Consider the following 20,475-nt stretch of genomic DNA (forward strand, 5'->3'; position numbering starts at 1 on the left):
GTTCCCTCGGCCTGGGTTAGGCCTTATCTGGCGTGTATGAAATTTCTTGCTGTTCTCCTCTTGTGCCTTATGCCTGCGGTGGCCAATGCGAAATGCGTGGTCCTTCTGCACGGCCTCGCGCGCACAGAGGCCTCGTTTACCGTCATGGAACAGCTTTTTCATGCGCATGGTTACACTGTGGTTCGTCCAGGTTACCCTTCGACAGACCTACCAATACCAGACCTCGCCAACCAGACTTTACCAGCTGCGTTCGCCGCCTGCGGGGAGGATACGGTTAACGTTGTAGCGCATTCGATGGGGGGCATTCTGCTGCGCTATTGGTTGCAGGACAACGACCCTGAGAATCTGGGACGCGTTGTCATGCTCGGACCTCCTAATCAGGGCAGCCAACTGGTGGACGAGCTTGGCGCCTGGGAGGTTTTCGGCTTTCTGAATGGCCCTGCAGGGCTTGCGTTGGGAACCGGACCAGAGGGTATTCCACGCCGCCTGCCGCCCGTGGACTTCGATTTGGGGGTGATTGCAGGCGAGAACTCATTGAACCCAGTGTTCTCGTCTCTGATCGATGGTCCAGATGACGGCAAGGTATCGATCGAAACCACAAAGGTTGAGGGTATGGCTGATCACATCGTCTTGCCGGTGACGCATACGTTCATGATGAACAACCCGCGGGTCATGGCGCAGACCCTGCATTTCATCGAATTCGGACAGTTCGATCCACAAATCACCTGGCTTGACGGGGTGATGGATATCATCGACCAGATCTGTCTTGGGGAAGATTGCTCGGAACCGGACTCGGAGCCCACTCAATGAACTCATTGGAACTGACATTGACCGGCGCGAATGTTCTGTTGCCCGGCGAAGGGGTGTCGCGTGCTGAACTGACGATCGCCGAAGGTACCATTCAATCCGATAGGGCAGGGCGGCAGATTGATTTGTCAGGATACCTCATCCTGCCTGGCATCATTGATTTGCATGGCGACGGTTTTGAACGTCACATCGCGCCCCGGCGCGGTGCCATGAAGCAGATGGCAGAGGGCATTTTATCGGTTGAAGCGGAACTAGCCGCGAATGGAATAACCACAGCTGTTCTGGCGCAGTTCCACAGTTGGGAAGGCGGCGTGCGCGGGCCCGAGTTTGCTGGTCAGGTTTTTGACGCCATCGCTGCGGTTCGGGATGATGTTGTAACCCAACTGATCCCTCAACTGCGCTTCGAAACCCATATGCTGGACGACTATGACGGGCTGCCCGAACGTATCGCGGATTGGCAGGTGCCTTATGTGGTTCTGAATGATCATCTACCTCATGACCGGCTGGCTGAGGGACGAAAACCACCCCGCTTGACGGGGCAGGCACTGAAGGCGGGACGGAATCCCGAAGTGCATTTTGAGATGCTGAAGGCAATGCACAACCGCAGCGCCGAGGTGCCAGCAGCACTGGACAGCCTTTGCACTGTCCTTGCGAACCGAGGAATTCGGCTCGGCAGCCATGATGATACAACGCCGCAGGATCGTGCTGAGTGGCGCGAGCGCGGGGTGATGATCTCGGAATTTCCGGAAACGCTGGAAGCCGCCGAATGTGCCCGGGCGGGCGGAGATCACATCATCCTCGGCTCACCCAATGTTGTGCGGGGCGGCTCACATAAGGGAAATGCCAGCGCGGTGGATCTGATCTCGATGGGTTTGTGTGATGCATTGGCATCGGATTACCACTACCCCAGCCCGCGCCGCGCTGCGCTGATGTTGGTAAAATCTGGCCTGCTGGATATTGCGGGCGCCTGGGCGCTTGTCTCGTCCGGTCCCGCGCGGGTTTTAGGCCTGAAGGATCGCGGAACGTTACAGCCCGGATATCGTGCTGATCTGGTGATACTCGATGCGGCAACCCACCAAGTCGCTGCCACACTGTCAGGCGGGTGTGTCAGCTATATGTCCGGTAGTATCGCAACACGTTTCTTGAGCTGATCCCGGCTTCATCTGGCTAAAAAATACCTCCGCCGGAGGCATCGCGCGTAAGCGCGATTACCTCATCGCGAAATCCGGTTGAAATGCCCCATCTTGCGGCCGGCCTTGACCTCGGCCTTGCCATAGAGATGCAGTGCTACGTCCCGTTCGCGTGAAAGTTCGGGTACGCGGTCCATGTCATGCCCGATCAAATTCTCCATCACGACGTCCGAGTGGCGCTGACCGTCGCCCAAAGGCCAACCGGCCACGGCGCGAATATGTTGTTCAAACTGATCCACGGCGCAGCCGTTCTGGGTCCAGTGACCCGAGTTATGAACGCGCGGCGCGATTTCATTCACGATCAATCCTTGTGGCGTCACAAACAATTCGACACCCATGACGCCGACATAATCCAGCGCGTTGAGAATGTTGGCGGCCAGCAATACCGCATCTGTCCGCTGCGCCGGAGACAGGCGTGCCGGTATTGTGGTCGTGTGCAATATGCCATCGCGATGGACATTCTCGCCCGGATCGAAACAGGCAACTTGCCCGTCCAGACCGCGTGCTGCGATGACCGAAACCTCGTGGCTGAAGTCCACAAACCCTTCCAGTATGGACGGCGCGCCCGCCATATCAGCCAGTGCCGCCCCGGCATCTTCGGGTGCGCGCAGCCGGGCCTGACCTTTGCCGTCATAGCCGAAGCGTCGGGTTTTCAGGATAGCGGGGGTGCCAATGTCATCAATTGCGGCGCGCAGGCTGTCCAAATCGGAGATGTTTGCAAAGGGCGCGGTTTGCAGGCCTAAGCCTTGTAGAAATGTCTTTTCGGTCAAGCGGTCCTGACTGACCCGCAACGCCTCTCGACCCGGGTGAATGGGGCGGTGTGCCTCAAGCAGATCCAGCGCCTGGGTGGGGATGTTTTCAAACTCGTAGGTGATCACGTCGACCGACTCAGCAAAGGCCTTCAATGCGTCGGCGTCATCATAGGCTGCGGTCGTGACCTGATTTGCAACTTGACCGGCCGGAGGATTTGTGCCCGGCTCGAATATGTGGGACTTGAACCCCAACCGTGCAGCCGCGATCGAGAGCATCCTGCCCAGTTGACCGCCCCCCAATATCCCGATTGTCGCACCGGGCGTAAGCATATCTGACATCGTCATGTCTCCAATCTCTTGCCAATGGCACTCAGTGCAGCACGCAAGGCATCATGCGCGCCCTCGGATTGCAAAATATCCGTCATCTGAAGGCTCAGTGTGCCCTCGGTCGCAAGCGCGTCACGCTCGGCTGCCAGTTGGCCCGCATGCTCTTTGTGCATTGATGTCAGAAACCCTGACACAAGCTGCGTGGTGTAGAATTCGGCCCGGTCTTTGTCACCGGTCTGATCAGCCAACCAGTCGGTGCCTGTTGCCATAAGGTCCAGGATACCTGGCACCATGGCGCAGATGGCAAAGTGGGCGTTCAACGCGGCCTCATTGGCAACTTTGACCACAGGATTTTCGGGCTCGAACAAATCTGCCAAGAGGCGATCTTTGCCGTAAGCGGCCAACGGGCAACCTCCTGTCTGAAGGAAACCCAGCGGAATCGTTTGCACTAAATCCGATGCCGGCGCGCACAGGCCGGATAGCTGCTCCTCAGAGACGGCGGCCATCACCGAAACAATCTTCTGATCTGCGTGAAAGCTTAGCGGGGCCAGAACGTCCTCGGCCACATGGGGGCGCAGGCAGACAAACACGATCTCGGACGCATCAATCACGTCTTGCGGAGTGCCAACTCGGACCCCAAGCTCGGCCTGCAGAGCCGAGGAGACTTGGGCATTGCGCTCGGTGACGTAAAGATCATGACCTTTTGCAGCCATCAGCCGCGCGATTGGCGCAGCGATGTGGCCTGTGCCGATGAAACCGATACGGCTCATTGCTGAGGTTCTTCCGGGATCGAAGCAGAGAGGGCCTCGCGCCAGGCATCCAGCCGTTCCGCAAGCGTGGCATCCTGCAGCGCCAGAATGCCCGCGGCCATCAGGCCCGCATTGACCCCGCCGGCCGAACCGATAGCCATGGTCGCAACCGGAAAACCTTTGGGCATCTGCACAATGGAATAGAGCGAATCTACGCCCGACAACGCGCGGGTTTGCACCGGAACGCCAATCACGGGCACGCGTGTTTTCGACGCCATCATGCCGGGCAAATGCGCCGCGCCACCCGCGCCCGCGATAATGACCTGCAAGCCGCGCGACACGGCGGTTTTACCATAATCCCAGAGGCGATCCGGCGTGCGGTGGGCCGAGACGATCCGCGCCTCATAAGCGATGCCCAGCTCATCCAGAATATCGGCGGCCTCTTTCATCGTAGGCCAGTCCGACTGGCTGCCCATGATGATCCCTACTTTCACATCGCTCATCCGCTTACGCCCCTGCCCTCGGAAAGAGCGCGCACTATAGCCAAATCCGCATATGTGGCAATGCGGTACGCGCGTCTCAGGCGATGATATCGGGGGTCAATCTGTCTTCGATCAGACGGATGATGTCTTTCAGGCGCAGTTTCTGCTTTTTTAGCCGCTTGATCGTCAATTGGTCCGAGGTCCCCTTGGCCTGCAAGGCCTCGATCGCTTCGTCCAAATCACGGTGCTGGCGTCGAAAGACCTCTAATTCCACCCGTAGGACTTCATCGGTTTTCATCGAAAGATCGGTGGGTGCGTTCATGGACGACTCAGTGTTTCAAGTGGTGCTTCTAACACAAGATAGTGTGTCAGGGTTTATCCGGCCAGACCTTGTGGACATCCCTGTATCTTCCCATATTCTATATCACGCGGTTGCCGACATCGGGACCGCAGAATACGTCGCTTTGACAATGAAGGACGAAAATACGTGTCGAAACTTACCTTAGGCTCATACCCGCATCTTTTGGGGTTCGAGCAGTTGGAACGCCTTCTGGAACGGTCTGCAAAGGCCGGAAATGAAGGATACCCGCCCTATAATATCGAGCAGACCTCGGATTTTTCCTATCGCATCACCTTGGCGGTGGCCGGTTTCGCGGAAGAGGACCTGTCGATTACAATCGAGGATCGCCAGTTGGTGATCCGGGGCCGTCAGCGCGACGACAGCGAGGGGCGCATATTCCTGCACCGTGGCATCGCGGCGCGTCAATTCCAGCGCATGTTTGTGCTGGCTGACGGGGTCGAGGTGGGCGAGGCGATCATGGAAAACGGTCTGCTGCATGTGGACCTGACCCGCGCCGTGCCTGAAACCGTGGTTCAGACAATCAACATCAAGAAGGGGTAAGAGCAATGAATACACCGATTGAGATCAACGCCGAAGGCAATCGGATTGTCTATGTAAAGGCCGTTGATGTGGCAGACCTTCCGCAGGATCTGCGAGAGCAGGCAGGCGATCTGGATCAGTTGTATGCTGTCCACGATTCCGATGGGCAGCAATTGGCACTGGTTGCCGACCGCAAGCTGGCCTTTGTACTGGCACGCGAACATGACCTGTCCCCGGTGGCCGTTCACTAGGCCACCAAACATTCCGCCGAATTGACGTGACATTTTCTGCCTCAGCGGTGATCGTGCCGCTGATTGAAACGCAGGAGTGCGCGATGAGCTGGTATGATTTCGATTGGGTGGATGCGTTCAGCGATCAGGCCTTTGGTGGCAACGGCTGCGCAGTTGTGCATGAGGGTGCAGGGCTGTCGGACGCGGTTTGCATGGCATATGTGCGCGAGACTTCTCTGGTTGAATGCACTTTTACCGGGCCATCCGATATCGCTGATATCCGGGTCCGGTACTTCCTGGCCAGCCGGGAAATCCCATTTGCCGGGCACCCGACCATAGCAACCGTTGCAGCGATGCGATCACGGGGGTTGTTTCAGGGTGATGCTCTGACGCTTGAGACCGGAGCAGGGATTGTATCGATCAAACTGAATGGTGATGACATCGAAATGACGCAGGTCGCCCCGCAATTCGGCGATCATGTGCCCGCAGATCTGGTTGCCGCCGCCATCAGCCTGCCGGAAGAGGTGGTAATTTCTCCACCGCAGTTCGTTTCAACAGGTCTGCCCTTTTGCATTACGGTCCTGCGCGATCACGAGGCGCTGCGCGCTGCCAAGCTGGATGTTGCTTTGCTCAGTCATATTACCGAAAAGGCCGGTTTCTCGGGGTCGGACATGGCTGAACCGTTTCTTGTAACACTGAAAGGCGCAACGACTACGGGCGACACATTCTCGCGCCTGATGATGGCGCCCCCCAGCCCGCCCGAGGACCCGTTCACCGGATCGGCCACCGGTGCGATGGCGGCCTATCTCTGGAAACACGGACTGATGGACAAAGAGACATTCATCGCCGAACAGGGCCATGACATGGGCCGCCCCGGTCAGGCGACCGTGACACGCGTTGGACCTTCGGATGCGATGACGGGGATCAAAGTTGCCGGGCGCGGCCATGTCCTGATGCGCGGGCAGGTGAATTTGCCCGACTGAACCAGACCCGCACCTGCGAAAAAGGCCCTCAGAAATCTGAGGGCCTTTGATGTATTTTTTCGTCTTAAGTGATCAGGATGCTGCAATCAGCCCCATGCTTTCCAGCTTAAGCAGAACCTGATGTGCGCAGTTGTCAACCTCGACATTCTCGGTCTCGACGCGCAGCTCTGGGTCTTCAGGGGCGTCGTAAGGGTCGGAAATCCCCGTGAACTCTTTGATCTTGCCCTCACGTGCCAGTTTGTACAGACCCTTGCGGTCTCGGCGCTCGCATTCTTCAATGCTGGTCGCGACATGCACCTCGCAAAATGCACCGAATTGTTCGATCTCTTCACGCACAGCACGACGGGTAGTTGCGTAAGGCGCGATAGGAGCACAGATGGCAATACCGCCGTTCTTGGTTATCTCAGACGCGACATAACCGATGCGGCGGATGTTCAGATCGCGATGTTCCTTCGAAAAGCCCAGTTCCGAAGACAGGTTCTTACGCACGATATCCCCGTCCAGCAGGGTAACCGGACGATCCCCGGTCTCCATCAGCTTGACCATCAAGGCGTTGGCAATGGTGGATTTGCCCGAGCCTGAAAAACCGGTGAAAAACACGGTGAATCCCTGTTGCGAGCGCGGCGGGAAGCGGTTGCGCAGTTCCTGAACAACTTCGGGGAACGAAAACCATTCCGGAATCTCCAGCCCTTCGCGCAGACGGCGGCGCAGTTCAGTGCCCGAGATGTTGAGGATCGTGACGTTGTCCTTGTCCAGAATCTCGTCATTCGGCTCGTATTGCGCGCGTTCCTGCACGTAGACCATATGTTTGAAATCGACCATCTCGACGCCGATCTCGTCCTGACATTTTCGGAACAAGTCTTGCGCATCATAGGGGCCGTAGAAATCCTCACCGGCAGAGTTTTTGCCTGGACCTGCGTGGTCACGACCGACGATGAAATGGGTGCAGCCGTGGTTTGCGCGGATCAACCCGTGCCAGACTGCCTCGCGCGGGCCAGCCATGCGCATCGCAAGGTTCAGCAGCGACATCGACGTAGTCGAGGCCGGATATTTATCCAACACGGCTTCGTAGCAACGCACGCGGGTGAAATGATCCACATCGCCCGGTTTGGTCATGCCAACCACGGGATGGATCAGCAAGTTGGCCTGTGCTTCTTTTGCGGCACGGAAGGTCAATTCCTGATGCGCACGGTGCAAAGGGTTACGGGTCTGGAACGCAACGATCCGGCGCCAGCCCACTTTGCGGAAATAGGCGCGCAGCTCGTTCGGCGTGTCGCGGCGGGCTTTGAAATCGTAATGCACGGGCTGCTGGATGCCAGTGACCGGGCCGCCCAGATAAACTTTGCCCGCTACATTGTGCAGGTAATTCACAGCCGGGTGCGCATCATCATCAGCGCCAAAGACCTTTTCCGCCTCACGCGCCTTGTCTGGTGTCCAGCGGTCGGTCACGGTCATGGTGCCGAGGATCACGCCTTCCTGATCGCGCAGGGCAATATCCTGGCCCAGCTCGATCGATGCGGCAAAATCTTCGTCAACATCCAGGGTGATCGGCATTGGCCACAGCGTCCCGTCGGCGAGGCGCATGTTTTCGACCACGTTGTCATAGTCTGCCTCGCTCAGGAAACCTTTGAGCGGGTTGAACCCACCGTTCATAAGCAGTTCCAAATCGCAAATCTGCCGGGGCTTAAGATCCCAGCTGGTCAGATCAGATGCTTCGATCTTCAGTTTTTGTGCAGATTCATAGGAAACATACAATTCAGGGATTGGGGCCAGATTGCTTAACATCGTCATCGGAAAACTCTTATTGCGTTACTGTTGGCATTTGTTTCAAGGGCGTGTGCCTTGGCCTGAGGGTGAAGTCCATAGACTTGCAGAAACTAAGGATGAAATGTGCGGTTTTTTCCCGAAATGGAACGGTTTTCTGTTTTTTGTTTCAGGTTATTGAAAAAATCCCGACGCTCAAGGTCATTAGGCGTATTCTCAGGCAATCTGTTCCAGGGGTGAGGTCTGCGACTCAAGGTCGGCTGCATGTCTGACGGGCAGGGCGGGGACAGGTTCAGATACACCCCGCAGGCTGAATTCCTGCAGATCGCGCGGATCACATTGCAACTCAGCCGCGTCCAAAACTTTGTCCGATACAAGAAGCTCGACCCCCAGCGCTTTGGTTTCGGCCTCTAGCCGGCTGGCAACATTTACCGCGTCTCCTATGATGGTGCGCGGCGCGTGTTTAGCTGCACCAATTTCGCCCAACACAAGATCACCTAGGTGCAGGCCCATGCCGATACGTACGGGCTGGCTGCCTTCTGCTTCAAGCTGTTGATTGAAACGCTCCAATGCCTGCCCGATCCCAGCCGCCGCCCTTAGACCGGCGCTTGCCGAACTTGCGGCGTTAGCTGTTTCAAACATCGCCAGCAACCCATCGCCCATGTATTTGTCGACAACCCCGCCTTGCGCCGTGATTGCCGGGACAATTGCGTCGAAGAAACGATTCAACAGAAACACGATATCATAAGGCAATTGCCCCGTTGTGCGGGCGGTGAACCCGCGCATGTCCAGAAACAGAACCGCCAGTTGCCGTTCTTGCCCTTGGCTCGCATGCGCACGATCACGCGCGCCGTCAGGGCGGAAAACACGAAACACCGTGAGCGGATCTGACGGCCGCATCTGGCAGGCCAGGCGGGTTCCTTCTGGCGCGCTGATCGCTTCCAGACTGCGGGCTTCAACTTCGGTAGGCGGGTGCAACTGATCGGCACCATCTTCAACCACTACGCGACAGGTCGTGCAGCGCCCCTTGCCACCACACAGCGCGGTATGTGGGATGCCATTTGCGCGTGACATCTCCAAAAGGGTCATGCCTTTCTCCGACACAACTTCTGGACCGTTGACATAGCGCACCCGCACCGAATGCCGCCGCCGCCAAAGCTTGCGCCCGAGATAGACCAAGCCTGTTAGTGCAAGCGCGGCCCAGAATACCCACTGCGTATAGTCTGTGACGGAAAACAATGACTGAAACTCTTCTTGCGAAGGCCAGTTATAGTATTCGATATACTGTTCTCGCAGATCGGGGTCGGCAAAATCGGCCCAGATTCGCCGCCCCTCGGTCAGAAGGCCTGCGAAGGCGAAGCCCGGTACAAAGACGGCGAGACCGATCAGATATGGAACCATCGCACGCCACCATGTGGTCAACCGTAGCCACATGTGTAGCCCGATACATCCGTGGATCCACACCAGCAGAAGCAATAGGCTCTGGAACCAGATCGCAGTGCTGGGCCACATCAGAATGATGATGTAACCCATTTCATCATTCACCCCGAAAATCTCATGCGCGTATCGGGTCTGAACCAGATGTGAGATAAGCTGCAGCGGGATCAACAGCCCAAGAATAACCTGAAGCGCGACGCTGAAAGGCATTCTGAGCGTCCGGCGCTGCGCGAGTGAGATAAGCGCCAGTCCCATGTGCATCAGCAATGCGCCATATATCACGACGCTGCCGATCTCATTACGGCTGATAGCTTTACGTCCGCCCTGCATCCCGTGCAGCAAATCAGTGTGAAACAGACCAAGGCCGATATTGATGAAATGAAAGAACGCAAAGACAAACAGCACGAGGCCGCTTGCGATTCTGAGCCGGCTCATCCATCCGCCGCGCCAAAGAACGTTTTCCAAAAGCTCACCTGTTCTTCGCGTTACTATGGTTGATCCTGATACGGTGCCGGGTGCCGGTCAAGATAGGCGCGGTCACCTTTCGTGGAACCAGTCGCAGGGGGCGCTTGCGGTTTGTATCATCTGGTGTTCTGCGTTGAACAACACCAGATGGCTCAGTTCAGGACGCGAGCGCGAACTGTATAGCAGCCCATCCGCGCCGTATGTGCGGGCCTTGTCCGAAAATCGCCATGTTGGAGAGGGTATGCCGGTTGCCCGCATGTCTTGCCAGACGATCGAGGCAGAAGGTTGCCCCCGCAAATCCAATACTTGCGCCTTGGATATTTTCAAGCGATGGATCGTCCGTGGAGGGTCGCACTGCGAGACATAGCGCCGAATGGCGATCCCGGCACCTTCAGCGCTAAGCGACGCATAAAGCGCGAATTGGCCAGAATGATGAAACCGTCCTTCGGGGGCACGGGCCGATGAGAGCGGGTCACCCGATTGGGTGCGAAACAGAATTCTCCAGACGAGGCCGGAGAATTCTGTGATCATCTCAGTCGTTCTCCGCCAAGAATCGTTCTGCATCCAGCGCGGCCATACAGCCCATACCGGCGCTTGTCACAGCCTGACGGTATACGTGGTCGGTCAGGTCTCCGGCAGCGAAAACTCCCGGAACCGAAGTTTGCGTCGTGCCCGGCTTGGTCACGACGTAGCCACCCATGTGGGTTTCCAGCGTATCTTTGACCAGCTCATTTGCCGGGGCGTGGCCGATAGCGACAAATACGCCTTTGCACGGAATCTCCGTGATTTCGCCGGTCTTTACATTCTTGACCTTGACGCCTTCCACACCCAGTGGGGCATCGGTTCCGATCACCTCATCCAGTTCGTGAAACCAAAGCGGCTCGATCTTTTCGTTCTTGAACAGCCGATCCTGAAGGATCTTTTCAGCTCGCAACTCATCGCGGCGGTGGATCAGAGTGACTTTGCTTGCGAAGTTGGTCAGGAACAGCGCTTCTTCTACGGCAGTATTTCCGCCGCCGATCACAACGATTTCCTGACCGCGATAGAAGAAGCCGTCACAGGTGGCACAGGCTGATACGCCAAACCCTTTAAATTTCTCTTCCGAGGGAATACCTAACCACTTGGCTCGTGCGCCCGTTGCCAGAATCACCGCGTCGGCGGTGTAGACGGTGCCACTGTCGCCTTTGGCTGTGAAGGGACGCTGGCTTAGATCGAGATCGCTGATGATATCGCCGATCACTTCGCATCCCATTGCCTTGGCGTGGTCCTGCATCCGAACCATCAGGTCTGGACCCTGAACCTCGGTGTCACCCGGCCAGTTTTCCACCTCGGTTGTGGTGGTCAGTTGTCCACCGGGTTCGATACCCTGCACCAGGATCGGTTCCAACATGGCCCGGCTTGCATAAACGCCCGCGGTGTATCCTGCAGGTCCCGACCCGATGATCAGAACCTTGGTGTGTCGTGTTTCGGCCATGGTATCCTCACTCAAACTGCCTCGGCGGACATGTTGTCCGGTGCGGATCGATATAGCGACCGCAGGGCAGGGCTTAAAGCCCCTTCATATTGCAGGTCCGTGATGTGCCTAATGATTGGCTTTGCGGCCAATTATGTATCTGAAATAACGAAAATTGCGTGGCTGTGAAATATTATTGCGCCTCCCGGGGCTGCTGATATAACAACTGAAAAACTCAGGAGCATTCGATGGTCACGACCCGGTTGGATGAAATCGACCGCAAAATTCTTGCGGAACTGCAGGCCGATGGCCGTATGACCAATGTTGAGCTTGCCAAGCGCGTAGGAATATCCGCTCCTCCTTGCCTGCGACGGGTGCGGACGCTGGAAGATTCGGGGTACATTCGCGGCTATCATGCCGAGGTGAACGCCCGCGAGCTTGGGTTTGAAGTGCAGGTCTTTGCCATGGTCGGACTTGAAAGTCAGGCCGAATCCGAGCTCAGCGCTTTTGAAGACCGGTGTCGGGAATGGCCATTGGTTCGCGAATGCCACATGCTGAATGGCGAGGTTGACTTCATCCTGAAGTGCGTCGCACCGGATCTCAGCAGTTTTCAGCAATTTCTGACAGGCGAGTTGCTGACCACGCCAAACGTGGCCAGCGTCAAGACTTCGCTTGTTATCCGAGGCGCAAAAGACGAGCCAGGCGTACCATTTGACGTACTGGAAGACCGGATGAACCGGACGGCCTGAACCTACCTCTTGTTTGATCCACAGGACAGGGTGGCAGCATCGCTGCCAGTGCAAGGGTTAAAACCCAACTCAGTAAAATCTGCATAATGCCCCACGCTTGCAGTAATAGTTAACCAGTTCACGCTGTCATAGCGTCAATTTCACCATCTCCGGCTCTTGGCAAGAGCAACGGCCCAAAATCATTCAACGATTCGATATGTGAGAATAGATTCAAATAGATCGAACGCAAAGAGTGACTGATCATTCGGACTGCGTTGATGCCCGGATGATAGGTCTCGAATTGCAGGCCATCGACCCGAATCACGGAATGCCGGGCGACACAGATATGAAACAGCTCGACCGGAGTCGGTGGCAGCGTTTCAATGATACCCATTCCATCCTGAAACTCACTGACGGGTGTCAGCATGGGCTGCCCGCCGTTCAAATGACGCATGTGCGTAGGCGTACCCAGCAGACGTGCGGCGGGGCCCGTGATGACGCCCGACATCGGTTTTTGCATCCCGAACGTGTCGGCCATGATCCGTGTCAGCGGCCGGGTTCGCCCGCGCGTATCCTCGCGTCCGGGAATCAGTGTGACAGACCCTTTCCAAAGTACGGTTTCCGATGATCCGTCTTGAGTGAGGACATCATCACCCGGCAGCAGATCTTCGATCGCCATCTGGCCCTGTGGCGTCTCGACCAACGATCCGCGTGTGAACGCACAAAATGCATCTTCAAACATCGGTAAAGCTGGCGCGATATGGCGTGTCTGTGAAATATCCCCGTTTTTCAGCAGACTGCACACTTCATAGCGTCGAAGCTGTGCTTTTTGCTTTGTCGCGGGACGAGGCGCATCGCGCAATAGCGCTGACGTTTCGACCGCGTTTCTGGCAGCGCGGGCCAGAGAATTTGGAATAGTCATGGTATTCCGTCCCCTCTAAATTCCGTCCGACGGCTTGAACCCCCGTGCAATATCGCCGGACGACCTTGTTCTTTGTCTGTAATCAGATGGGTAAACACAGGCCGGTCGCCGCGAATGCACAGCGCCGCATCAGAAAACACCAGTGTTTTGGTCAAGTTCTTGACCCCCCAGACAAACTCGTAAACCGCAGGCTGCAATTGCCTGCACACACACGCTCCGAACCCTGGTCGCAGTCCTGATTGCGACCCCACACACCGGACCGGAGCTTCATCCGGTATGCGTTTGCCCTCCGAGACCGGCAGCTGGTCTCTTGGGGTTGCTGTGTCAGCGTCGCGCCGCCAGACGGCGTGCAACTCTGACTGAGTGACTTGAAACCCGCTTCCAGGGCATTTCTGGTTCTTGATCCCTGACAGCCGCAAAAACGGCGCTGAGAAAGCGTGATTTCGATTTCATATCCATTGTCCTGCTTCGATAGGGCGGTCGCCCTGTTCCCGTTTATGAAGCCAATGTGACGCTGATTTGCGGCGCCTATAAGGCTGATCCGGGTTGAATTGAGGACAAATTGAAGGTTTCAGGTACCTCTTAGTTGCTTCCGCCCATGCCATGACGACCCCACTTGGGGTAACCGTCTGTGCATTGGCGAAAATTTGAGACGATTCTGACTCTGATAAACACAAGAAATGTGGCAGAAACTGGGCAAAGCTGCCTTAATCTGGGCCAGATTTACAACCTGATAGCGGAAATCAATCTGCCGTAGTCGGCCTCGTTGGCATGGGTCGATCGCCGGTATGAATAAAACCTGTCGGGGTCGGAATAGGTGCAGTGACGGACCCACTCGGCCTTGCCGATACCAGCTTCGCGCAGACGATGCAGGCCAAAGGCGGGCAGGTCGAAATGCATCCGGTCACCTTTGCCATTTGCAAAAAAACGCGCGTTCTCTGGCGTGTCAGCAAGGAAGTCGTCCAGAAACTCTGAGCCGACCTCGTAAGCGCGTTGTGAAATCGTGGGGCCGATTACGGCAACTGTGTTATCCCGGCTGGCTCCCAGCGCTTCCATCGCGTCGAGTGTTGATTCCAGCACACCGTCCAACGCGCCGCGCCAACCGGCATGTGCGGCCCCGATCACATTTGCGCCAGGATCGGCGAACAGCACTGGCTGACAATCAGCGGTTAAGATTGTAAGCGCCAAACCCGGCGTTGATGTGACAACCGCGTCAGCTTTGGGTTTGTCACCCGTCATCGGACCATCGACTGCAATCACGGTCGGCGAATGCACTTGATGCACACCGATCATCGCCTCAGGTGCCACTTCCATCGCGTCGGCGACGCGCCGACGGTTCAAAGCTACGGCCTCAGTCAAATCTGTCGACCCGGTTCCGCAGTTGAGTCCTTCGAAGATACCAGAAGATGCGCCACCGCGGCGGCTGAAGAACCCGTGTCGTACGGGGGACAGCATGTCTGAGGTAATGATTTCCAGTGTCATGGTTCCAGTCCCGGTGGCGGCGTGGCGTTTGGCGGATAAAGGCCCAGTACTTTGAACAGGTTTCCCATTTCGTCGGGGTGCGTCAACCGTCGATGTGCAGAGACGAGCGCCTCAAGCTGTGACCCGCTGAGAGGGGCGGCAAGCGATTGCGCGCGCGCAGTGATCCCGAGCCGTTCAAGAAACACCCCCTGCGGGGTCAGTTTTGTATATGCGCAGCCCGAAGCATGAGACGCCTTCGCCAAGACCTCAAAGTCGACATGTGTGGTCAGATCCGCCTGACCGGGCTGATCCAGGGGATCGACACGTTCATGCGCTTGCAACGCCTGCAAAGTGTCGCCAAGCGAGCGCCAGTCACCATAATCGATGATCAGCGCGGCTCCGCCGTTACGAGCGATCTGCCCGGCAACAGAGTACATAATGGAACTGGCAGCAGCGCACAGTTCTACCAGATCTCCGTCCTGCGTATCCTCGACACGTCCGCTGAGCGCAGCTTGTGCCGATTGCGCACCAAGACCGAACGCAAGCGATGCACCATTTTTGCCAACTAACCTCTCGCGCCAACCTTCGCCTTCGCGCAGGAACTGGCGGATGGGCAGGGCATCAAAGAACTCGTTTGCCACCAGAAACAGAGGAAGGTCTTCAAGATCAGAAATTGCCTCGATCCACTGAAGTTCATACCCTTGCAGTGCCTTGGCTTGTACGTCGCGCAAAACAGGTGAAGCTTCGAGCAACGCGATCTCGGCCGCTTTGTGAAAGCCAGGAACACTTTGAGTGGCGCGCAGGATGTCTGCCATCAGGGTGCCACGACCAGGGCCAAGCTCGGCCAGAACAAACTTTTCGGGTTTGCCTTGTACCAGCCAGCATTGCGCCAGACACAGTCCTATTAGCTCTCCGAACATCTGACTGATTTCAGGCGCTGTAATGAAATCGCCCTGAGCGCCCAGCGGATCGCGGGTTATGTAGTATCCATGTTCCGGATGCATCAGACACTCGGTCATGTAGTCAGCGATGGTCATAGGGCCATCATTCTGGATGCGCAGGAGCAGACGATCCTTCAGGTTCATGATCTGCGTTGTGCCCGAAATGCGAACCAAAGGCCAAGTGCAATCATTGGTAGCGACAAGAGTTGCCCCATCGTCAATCCATATCCGCCAACATGCCACGCCAGCCCTAGCGGATTACCGGGCGATACAAATTGCGCATCGGGTTGACGGAAGAATTCGACAAAAAACCGCGATGCGCCGTAGCCAGCCAGAAATACGCCCATAACCAGACCTGGTTTTTGAAACGCGCCGCGCCGGTAGGCCAGCCATATCAGAATCGCCCCGAGGATCAGACCCTCGAGTGCTGCCTCATACAGTTGCGACGGGTGGCGGGCGCACATCCCCGCAACAACGCCGGGACAATCCTGGGCCGCAGTTCCGGGAAAGATCACCGCCCATGGCAATTCACTGGGTCGACCCCAAAGCTCGGCATTAGTGAAATTCGCCAATCGTCCCAGCAACAACCCGGGCGGCACTGTGTAGGCAACCAGATCTCCCAGCGAAAGAATCGGTATAGCGTGGCGCCTGCCGAACAGATAAGTGGCGATCACCACGCCCAACAGGCCGCCATGGAAGGCCATGCCACCCTGCCAAACCATCAGAATTTCCAGTGGATACGCAAAATAATATGCGGGTTGATAGAAAAGGACGAACCCCAATCGACCACCAAGAATTACACCCAGTATGATCCAGGTGACCAAATCCTCAAGCTGATCGGGTTGCATCGGTGGTGTGTCATCAGCCCAAAGCATAGGCCGCCTGAGCGCCATCAGCGCCATGCGCCAAGCAATCAGGATGCCGACGATATAGGCCAGCGCGTACCACCTGAGAGCAAACTCCATCCCGAACAGAGAGATCGAGAAAATTTCGGGTGACAGATCGGGGAAATTCAAAACAGCCTGCATGTGCGTCTCATTGCCCGGGGTTTGCGTGGCAAGTCAACCTTGAGCCCGGGCCAATCTTTACCCATATAGAGAGCAATCGCGAAATCGGAGAAAGCCCATGCAAACCCGTAACAAGATTCTGGACGATATGTCTCAACTGATGACCAATGCCATGGGTGTGGCGCAGGGGGCACGAGAAGAGGCCGAAAATGCGATGAAATCAATGATGGATCGCTGGCTGGCCGACCGGGATTTCGTAACCCGTGAAGAATTTGATGCTGTGCGTGCCATGGCGCAGAAAGCGCGCGAAGAGAACGGTGCACTTGAACAGCGAATTGCCGCGCTCGAGGCGAAGCTGGACAAATAACGTACGCAGGAATTTAAGATTTTGGGTAAAAGCATCCGCCGCGCAATCCGAACTTGGATTGTGCGGTGTTGTGCATTTTGCCGCTCTGCAGAAATTTATCAAGACAAAGCTGCATCCATTGCCAATATTTTGATCGGCGTTGCCAACTGTCCACAACTTATTGCTGTTATCCCCAATAAATAGGGTTGCCAGAGCTGTGCTCACATCGCACCATATTTAGTACAGGCAGACTGGGGAAGCCCGGCTTGTAGAGCAGGCAACTAGCGCTGGGGCGCTGCCAGCCCCAAAATGCTAGAGATTAGTGAGGTGGCATTATGGCCCTTTCCGAGCAGTATCTCGAAGAAGACCTTCATCCGATCGACATTGTTGAACATCTTGCAGAACATCACGACTGGGATTTTGACCGGATCGGGGATGATCAGATTGCCATGGCTGTCGAAGGACAGTGGCGCACATATTCGATAACTTTGGCCTGGTCGAATTACGATGAAACGCTCCGCATGGTGTGTTCCTTTGAGATGGAGCCTCCGGCCGAGCGCGAAACCGAGCTTTATGAGCTACTGAACAAGATGAATGATCAGTGTTGGGCCGGGGCGTTTACCTACTGGGCCAATCAGAAATTGATGGTCTATCGCTATGGCTTGGTGCTGGCCGGTGGTCAGACGGCCAGCCCGGAACAGATCGATACCATGATCACCGCAGCGGTACTGAGCGCCGAGCGCTATTACCCCGCGATCCAACTGGTGACCTGGGGAAACCGAGACCCCGAAGAGGCGATGCAAGTCGCCATTGCAGAGGCCTACGGCCGCGCGTAAAGCTTTGCCCCGAACCATAGGGGAGGGGCAATCATGGATATCTCGCGAGTTGCGGAACAGGGGCTTGTGCTTCTGGGATGCGGCAAGATGGGCTCAGCGATGCTTGCAGGCTGGTTGGAACATGGCCTTCCTGCCGCATCGGTCTGGGTGATCGATCCATTTCCCTCGGATTGGCTGAAGGCGCAGGGCGTCAACATCAACACTCCTCTCCCCGAGGCACCCGCAGTTGTACTCGTAGCGGTCAAACCACAGATGATGGGCGAAGCCCTGCCAGCCATTCAAGCTCTGGGCAATGGTGACAGTCTTTTCATATCGGTCGCAGCGGGTACATCGCTGGCCACTTTCGAGAACGTCATTGGGGCAGATACGCCGATCATCCGTGCGATGCCAAATACGCCTGCGGCGGTTCGGCAGGGGATCACGGCGCTGATTGGGAATGCCAACACCTCGGACGCGGATATCCTACTGGCTGAAGACCTGCTTTCGGCCATTGGTGAGACGGTTCGATTGGATGATGAGACGCAGATGGATGCCGTCACCGGGGTCAGCGGTTCGGGCCCGGCCTATGTATTCCACCTAATCGAAACACTGGCGCAAGCTGGCGAAGCGCACGGCTTACCGCCGGAACTGGCGATGAAGCTAGCCAAATCAACCGTCGCTGGGGCAGGGGCGTTGGCGATGGCCGCTGACGAGCATCCGTCTCAATTGCGGGTCAACGTCACCTCTCCCAACGGCACCACTCAGGCCGCACTGGAGGTGTTGATGCATGAAGAAGAGGGTTTCCCAGACCTGCTACATCGTGCCGTCAAAGCTGCAACCGACCGATCTAAGGAGTTGTCTCGTGAGTGAGATTTCATTCGACGAATTTCTCAAAGTCGACATTCGTGTAGGTGAGGTGATACGCGCCGAGCCGTACCCGGAAGCCCGCAAGCCCGCGATCAAGCTGTGGGTCGATTTTGGCGATGAGATCGGTGAGCGCAAAACTTCGGCCCAGATCACCGCGCACTACGATCCGGCGACGCTGGTGGGCAAGCAGGTGATGGCCGTGGTCAACTTTCCCCCGCGCCAAATCGGTAAATTCATGTCCGAGGTTTTGGTGTTGGGTCTTCCCGACGAAAACGGTGAGATCGTGTTGATAGGCCCCGATGGCGCTGTGCCCATCGGTGGAAGGATGCATTGATGAAACTGCTGATTGCCCGACCGATGACTTCGGCTGTGCAAGTGCGCGCCCGTGCCGAATTCGATGTGGAATTCCGCAGTGAAACCACGCCTATGACGCATGAAGAAATGTTGCGGGCGCTGACTGAGTTTGACGTTGTGGTCCCAACGTTGGGCGATCAGTTTTCGGCAGAGATCTTTGCTAAGGTGCCAGAGCCTCGCTGTAAACTGCTGGCAAATTTCGGAGTTGGTTACAATCATATCGACGTGGACGCCGCGCACGCTGCCGGGGTAGCGGTAACCAACACGCCGGGTGCCGTCACCGATGCCACCGCCGATGTTGCCATGACACTTTTGCTCACGACGGCCCGCCGTTCAGGTGAGGGGGAAAGGTTGGTCAGGTCAGGCCAGTGGCAGGGGTGGCATCCTACACAGATGCTAGGCCAACATGTGACCGGCAAAAAGGTGGGCATCATCGGAATGGGCCGCATAGGTCAGGCCATCGCCCGGAGGTGTCATTTCGGATTCGACATGACCGTTGCCTATCAATCACGCAATCCAAAGCAGCTGGACCTCCAAGCAGAGTATATTCCGGATCTCAGTGCATTAGCTGCGGCAGTGGATTTTCTTGTCATAGCCGTCCCCGGAGGAGCTGAAACACGACACTTGGTCAACGCGCAGATTTTGGCTTCGATGAAGCCCTCGGGCATTGTGATAAACATTGCGCGCGGTGAAGTTGTGGACGAAGCCGCCTTAATCCAAGCGCTTAATGCTGGTCGGATTGCTGGCGCTGGACTGGATGTCTACGAGTTCGAGCCCAAGGTGCCGCAGGCCTTGTGTGACATGGGAAATGTGACTCTGCTGCCCCACCTCGGCACCGCGACCGAAGAGGTGCGCACCGATATGGGTCACATGGCGTTGGACAATGTCGCGGCGTTCGTGGCCGGGCGAACGTTACCCAACCCGGTTTAGGAACCCACCGCCTCGCGCCAGTGTTTGCGGCAGAGCGAGACATAAGTCTCGTTCCCTCCAATCTGTACCTGCGCCCCTTCAGTGATGGCGTTTCCGTTTTCATCCTGACGAATCACCATCGTCGCCTTTCGCCCGCATTCGCAGATGGTGCGTACTTCGCGCATCTCATCGGCCAGAGCCAACAATGCTGCCGACCCGGGGAACAGTTTACCCTGAAAATCCACCCGCAACCCGTAGGTCAACACTGGGACCTTCAGATCATCTACGGCGCGCGCAAGTTGCCAGACCTGCTCTTCCGAAAGAAACTGGGCTTCATCAATGAATACGCAGGCGATGCCCCCTTGTGTCAGGCGGTTTTCGATCATGGCAAACACATTGTCGTCGGGACGAAACATGTCCGCTCGTTCCGAGATTCCGATTCTTGATGCGATCCGCCCCTCACCGGCGCGTCCGTCAATGGCGGCTGTCATCAGGTAGGTATCCATGCCGCGTTCGCGATAGTTATGCGAGGCCTGCAGCAACACGGTCGATTTGCCAGCGTTCATAGTCGAATAGTTGAAATAGAGCTTTGCCATGCCGTGGGTC

At 56.7% G+C, this 20,475-nt stretch carries 24 protein-coding genes; 11 read left to right on the top strand and 13 right to left on the bottom strand.

What is annotated here, in order from left to right; genetic code table 11:
- The first annotated feature begins 36 nt into the window (after window positions 1-36).
- Window positions 37-810, top strand: coding sequence for an alpha/beta fold hydrolase (locus ACR0AY_RS10725; RefSeq protein WP_170512508.1), 774 nt, complete (start codon window positions 37-39; stop codon window positions 808-810).
- Window positions 807-1,958 (top strand): alpha-D-ribose 1-methylphosphonate 5-triphosphate diphosphatase, encoded by a 1,152-nt coding sequence (locus ACR0AY_RS10730; protein WP_170512506.1) that lies wholly within the window; start codon window positions 807-809, stop codon window positions 1,956-1,958. Before ACR0AY_RS10725 ends, ACR0AY_RS10730 begins: the two co-directional genes overlap by 4 nt.
- Before the next feature lie 62 nt (window positions 1,959-2,020).
- On the opposite strand, the gene ACR0AY_RS10735 is transcribed toward ACR0AY_RS10730, so the two are convergent.
- The 4 genes from ACR0AY_RS10735 to ACR0AY_RS10750 all read right to left on the bottom strand — a co-directional run bounded on the left by ACR0AY_RS10735 (window position 2,021) and on the right by ACR0AY_RS10750 (window position 4,629).
- Window positions 2,021-3,088, bottom strand: coding sequence for a 5-(carboxyamino)imidazole ribonucleotide synthase (locus tag ACR0AY_RS10735; RefSeq protein ID WP_480454204.1), 1,068 nt, complete (start codon window positions 3,086-3,088; stop codon window positions 2,021-2,023).
- 2 nt (window positions 3,089-3,090) lie between these two features.
- Complete coding sequence (locus tag ACR0AY_RS10740) at window positions 3,091-3,846, bottom strand: NAD(P)-binding domain-containing protein (protein WP_480454139.1); 756 nt, start codon at window positions 3,844-3,846, stop codon at window positions 3,091-3,093.
- Window positions 3,843-4,328 (bottom strand): 5-(carboxyamino)imidazole ribonucleotide mutase, encoded by a 486-nt coding sequence (gene purE / locus ACR0AY_RS10745; protein ID WP_480454141.1) that lies wholly within the window; start codon window positions 4,326-4,328, stop codon window positions 3,843-3,845. The genes ACR0AY_RS10740 and purE overlap by 4 nt, the downstream gene beginning before the upstream one ends.
- 76 nt (window positions 4,329-4,404) lie before the next feature.
- Entirely contained in the window at window positions 4,405-4,629 is a 225-nt protein-coding gene (locus tag ACR0AY_RS10750; RefSeq protein WP_010441787.1) for a YdcH family protein, read from the bottom strand.
- Window positions 4,630-4,794: 165 nt separating this feature from the next.
- Between ACR0AY_RS10750 and ACR0AY_RS10755 the strand changes: the two genes are divergently transcribed.
- The 3 genes from ACR0AY_RS10755 (at window position 4,795) to ACR0AY_RS10765 (ending at window position 6,400) form a co-directional block, all read left to right on the top strand.
- Window positions 4,795-5,208, top strand: a complete 414-nt coding sequence (locus ACR0AY_RS10755; RefSeq protein WP_010441788.1) for an Hsp20 family protein — start codon at window positions 4,795-4,797, stop codon at window positions 5,206-5,208.
- Window positions 5,209-5,213: 5 nt separating this feature from the next.
- Window positions 5,214-5,438: a DUF1150 family protein gene (locus ACR0AY_RS10760; RefSeq protein WP_170392397.1), complete on the top strand. Its 225-nt coding sequence runs from the start codon at window positions 5,214-5,216 to the stop codon at window positions 5,436-5,438.
- An 83-nt stretch (window positions 5,439-5,521) separates the two neighbouring features.
- Window positions 5,522-6,400, top strand: a complete 879-nt coding sequence (locus ACR0AY_RS10765; RefSeq protein ID WP_170512499.1) for a PhzF family phenazine biosynthesis protein — start codon at window positions 5,522-5,524, stop codon at window positions 6,398-6,400.
- 72 nt (window positions 6,401-6,472) lie between these two features.
- Here the strand turns inward: ACR0AY_RS10765 and ACR0AY_RS10770 are convergent, their stop codons facing one another.
- From ACR0AY_RS10770 to trxB, 4 genes are all read right to left on the bottom strand, one after another.
- Window positions 6,473-8,191, bottom strand: a complete 1,719-nt coding sequence (locus ACR0AY_RS10770; RefSeq protein ID WP_170512497.1) for a bifunctional sulfate adenylyltransferase/adenylylsulfate kinase — start codon at window positions 8,189-8,191, stop codon at window positions 6,473-6,475.
- A 189-nt stretch (window positions 8,192-8,380) separates the two neighbouring features.
- The gene (locus ACR0AY_RS10775; RefSeq protein WP_480454142.1) at window positions 8,381-10,036 is read right to left on the bottom strand and encodes an adenylate/guanylate cyclase domain-containing protein; all 1,656 of its coding nucleotides are present in this window, start codon (window positions 10,034-10,036) and stop codon (window positions 8,381-8,383) included.
- A gap of 102 nt (window positions 10,037-10,138) precedes the next feature.
- Window positions 10,139-10,597 (bottom strand): RES family NAD+ phosphorylase, encoded by a 459-nt coding sequence (locus ACR0AY_RS10780; RefSeq protein WP_170512493.1) that lies wholly within the window; start codon window positions 10,595-10,597, stop codon window positions 10,139-10,141.
- A gap of 1 nt (window position 10,598) precedes the next feature.
- Window positions 10,599-11,540, bottom strand: coding sequence for a thioredoxin-disulfide reductase (trxB, locus tag ACR0AY_RS10785; protein WP_170512491.1), 942 nt, complete (start codon window positions 11,538-11,540; stop codon window positions 10,599-10,601).
- A gap of 227 nt (window positions 11,541-11,767) precedes the next feature.
- On the opposite strand from trxB, the gene ACR0AY_RS10790 reads away from it, so the two are divergent.
- On the top strand, window positions 11,768-12,268 hold the full coding sequence (locus ACR0AY_RS10790; RefSeq protein ID WP_170392385.1) for an Lrp/AsnC family transcriptional regulator: 501 nt from the start codon (window positions 11,768-11,770) through the stop codon (window positions 12,266-12,268).
- A gap of 118 nt (window positions 12,269-12,386) precedes the next feature.
- Here the strand turns inward: ACR0AY_RS10790 and ACR0AY_RS10795 are convergent, their stop codons facing one another.
- The 4 genes from ACR0AY_RS10795 to lgt all read right to left on the bottom strand — a co-directional run bounded on the left by ACR0AY_RS10795 (window position 12,387) and on the right by lgt (window position 16,599).
- A complete protein-coding gene (locus ACR0AY_RS10795; protein ID WP_170392383.1) occupies window positions 12,387-13,169 on the bottom strand; it encodes a Hint domain-containing protein in 783 nt (260 codons plus the stop codon).
- A 723-nt stretch (window positions 13,170-13,892) separates the two neighbouring features.
- Window positions 13,893-14,651, bottom strand: coding sequence for a peptidoglycan editing factor PgeF (gene pgeF / locus ACR0AY_RS10800; RefSeq protein WP_170636063.1), 759 nt, complete (start codon window positions 14,649-14,651; stop codon window positions 13,893-13,895).
- Window positions 14,648-15,715 carry an SAM-dependent methyltransferase gene (locus ACR0AY_RS10805; protein WP_170512487.1) on the bottom strand — a complete coding sequence of 356 codons (1,068 nt, stop codon included), beginning with the start codon at window positions 15,713-15,715 and terminating at the stop codon, window positions 14,648-14,650. Before ACR0AY_RS10805 ends, pgeF begins: the two co-directional genes overlap by 4 nt.
- Complete coding sequence (gene lgt, locus ACR0AY_RS10810) at window positions 15,712-16,599, bottom strand: prolipoprotein diacylglyceryl transferase (protein WP_170512485.1); 888 nt, start codon at window positions 16,597-16,599, stop codon at window positions 15,712-15,714. Before lgt ends, ACR0AY_RS10805 begins: the two co-directional genes overlap by 4 nt.
- A 97-nt stretch (window positions 16,600-16,696) precedes the next feature.
- Here lgt and ACR0AY_RS10815 point away from each other — a divergent pair, with 97 nt between their 5' ends.
- From ACR0AY_RS10815 to ACR0AY_RS10835, 5 genes are all read left to right on the top strand, one after another.
- Window positions 16,697-16,945 carry an accessory factor UbiK family protein gene (locus ACR0AY_RS10815; protein WP_170512483.1) on the top strand — a complete coding sequence of 83 codons (249 nt, stop codon included), beginning with the start codon at window positions 16,697-16,699 and terminating at the stop codon, window positions 16,943-16,945.
- A gap of 314 nt (window positions 16,946-17,259) precedes the next feature.
- Window positions 17,260-17,760 carry a type III secretion system chaperone family protein gene (locus ACR0AY_RS10820; protein ID WP_010441802.1) on the top strand — a complete coding sequence of 167 codons (501 nt, stop codon included), beginning with the start codon at window positions 17,260-17,262 and terminating at the stop codon, window positions 17,758-17,760.
- Between the two features lie 33 nt (window positions 17,761-17,793).
- Window positions 17,794-18,609 carry a pyrroline-5-carboxylate reductase gene (gene proC, locus ACR0AY_RS10825; RefSeq protein ID WP_170512482.1) on the top strand — a complete coding sequence of 272 codons (816 nt, stop codon included), beginning with the start codon at window positions 17,794-17,796 and terminating at the stop codon, window positions 18,607-18,609.
- Window positions 18,602-18,940 carry a tRNA-binding protein gene (locus tag ACR0AY_RS10830; RefSeq protein WP_170392371.1) on the top strand — a complete coding sequence of 113 codons (339 nt, stop codon included), beginning with the start codon at window positions 18,602-18,604 and terminating at the stop codon, window positions 18,938-18,940. The genes proC and ACR0AY_RS10830 overlap by 8 nt, the downstream gene beginning before the upstream one ends.
- The gene (locus tag ACR0AY_RS10835; RefSeq protein WP_170512480.1) at window positions 18,940-19,890 is read left to right on the top strand and encodes a 2-hydroxyacid dehydrogenase; all 951 of its coding nucleotides are present in this window, start codon (window positions 18,940-18,942) and stop codon (window positions 19,888-19,890) included. Before ACR0AY_RS10830 ends, ACR0AY_RS10835 begins: the two co-directional genes overlap by 1 nt.
- Here the strand turns inward: ACR0AY_RS10835 and ACR0AY_RS10840 are convergent.
- A complete protein-coding gene (locus tag ACR0AY_RS10840) occupies window positions 19,887-20,465 on the bottom strand; it encodes a thymidine kinase (RefSeq protein ID WP_170401790.1) in 579 nt (192 codons plus the stop codon). The genes ACR0AY_RS10835 and ACR0AY_RS10840 overlap by 4 nt on opposite strands.
- Window positions 20,466-20,475: the final 10 nt, after the last annotated feature.

This window comes from Ruegeria sp. A5, from assembly GCF_056543005.1.

Bases quoted from the DNA above. Each gene is read 5' to 3' on its own strand.
- ACR0AY_RS10725 (WP_170512508.1), top strand. From the start codon at position 37: ATGAAATTTCTTGCTGTTCTCCTCTTGTGCCTTATGCCTGCGGTGGCC.
- ACR0AY_RS10730 (WP_170512506.1), top strand. From the start codon at position 807: ATGAACTCATTGGAACTGACATTGACCGGCGCGAATGTTCTGTTGCCC.
- ACR0AY_RS10735 (WP_480454204.1), bottom strand. From the start codon at position 3,088: ATGTCAGATATGCTTACGCCCGGTGCGACAATCGGGATATTGGGGGGC.
- ACR0AY_RS10740 (WP_480454139.1), bottom strand. From the start codon at position 3,846: ATGAGCCGTATCGGTTTCATCGGCACAGGCCACATCGCTGCGCCAATC.
- purE (WP_480454141.1), bottom strand. From the start codon at position 4,328: ATGAGCGATGTGAAAGTAGGGATCATCATGGGCAGCCAGTCGGACTGG.
- ACR0AY_RS10750 (WP_010441787.1), bottom strand. From the start codon at position 4,629: ATGAACGCACCCACCGATCTTTCGATGAAAACCGATGAAGTCCTACGG.
- ACR0AY_RS10760 (WP_170392397.1), top strand. From the start codon at position 5,214: ATGAATACACCGATTGAGATCAACGCCGAAGGCAATCGGATTGTCTAT.
- ACR0AY_RS10765 (WP_170512499.1), top strand. From the start codon at position 5,522: ATGAGCTGGTATGATTTCGATTGGGTGGATGCGTTCAGCGATCAGGCC.
- ACR0AY_RS10770 (WP_170512497.1), bottom strand. From the start codon at position 8,191: ATGACGATGTTAAGCAATCTGGCCCCAATCCCTGAATTGTATGTTTCC.
- ACR0AY_RS10775 (WP_480454142.1), bottom strand. From the start codon at position 10,036: ATGAGCCGGCTCAGAATCGCAAGCGGCCTCGTGCTGTTTGTCTTTGCG.
- ACR0AY_RS10780 (WP_170512493.1), bottom strand. From the start codon at position 10,597: ATGATCACAGAATTCTCCGGCCTCGTCTGGAGAATTCTGTTTCGCACC.
- trxB (WP_170512491.1), bottom strand. From the start codon at position 11,540: ATGGCCGAAACACGACACACCAAGGTTCTGATCATCGGGTCGGGACCT.
- ACR0AY_RS10790 (WP_170392385.1), top strand. From the start codon at position 11,768: ATGGTCACGACCCGGTTGGATGAAATCGACCGCAAAATTCTTGCGGAA.
- ACR0AY_RS10795 (WP_170392383.1), bottom strand. From the start codon at position 13,169: ATGACTATTCCAAATTCTCTGGCCCGCGCTGCCAGAAACGCGGTCGAA.
- pgeF (WP_170636063.1), bottom strand. From the start codon at position 14,651: ATGACACTGGAAATCATTACCTCAGACATGCTGTCCCCCGTACGACAC.
- ACR0AY_RS10805 (WP_170512487.1), bottom strand. From the start codon at position 15,715: ATGAACCTGAAGGATCGTCTGCTCCTGCGCATCCAGAATGATGGCCCT.
- lgt (WP_170512485.1), bottom strand. From the start codon at position 16,599: ATGCAGGCTGTTTTGAATTTCCCCGATCTGTCACCCGAAATTTTCTCG.
- ACR0AY_RS10815 (WP_170512483.1), top strand. From the start codon at position 16,697: ATGCAAACCCGTAACAAGATTCTGGACGATATGTCTCAACTGATGACC.
- ACR0AY_RS10820 (WP_010441802.1), top strand. From the start codon at position 17,260: ATGGCCCTTTCCGAGCAGTATCTCGAAGAAGACCTTCATCCGATCGAC.
- proC (WP_170512482.1), top strand. From the start codon at position 17,794: ATGGATATCTCGCGAGTTGCGGAACAGGGGCTTGTGCTTCTGGGATGC.
- ACR0AY_RS10835 (WP_170512480.1), top strand. From the start codon at position 18,940: ATGAAACTGCTGATTGCCCGACCGATGACTTCGGCTGTGCAAGTGCGC.
- ACR0AY_RS10840 (WP_170401790.1), bottom strand. From the start codon at position 20,465: ATGGCAAAGCTCTATTTCAACTATTCGACTATGAACGCTGGCAAATCG.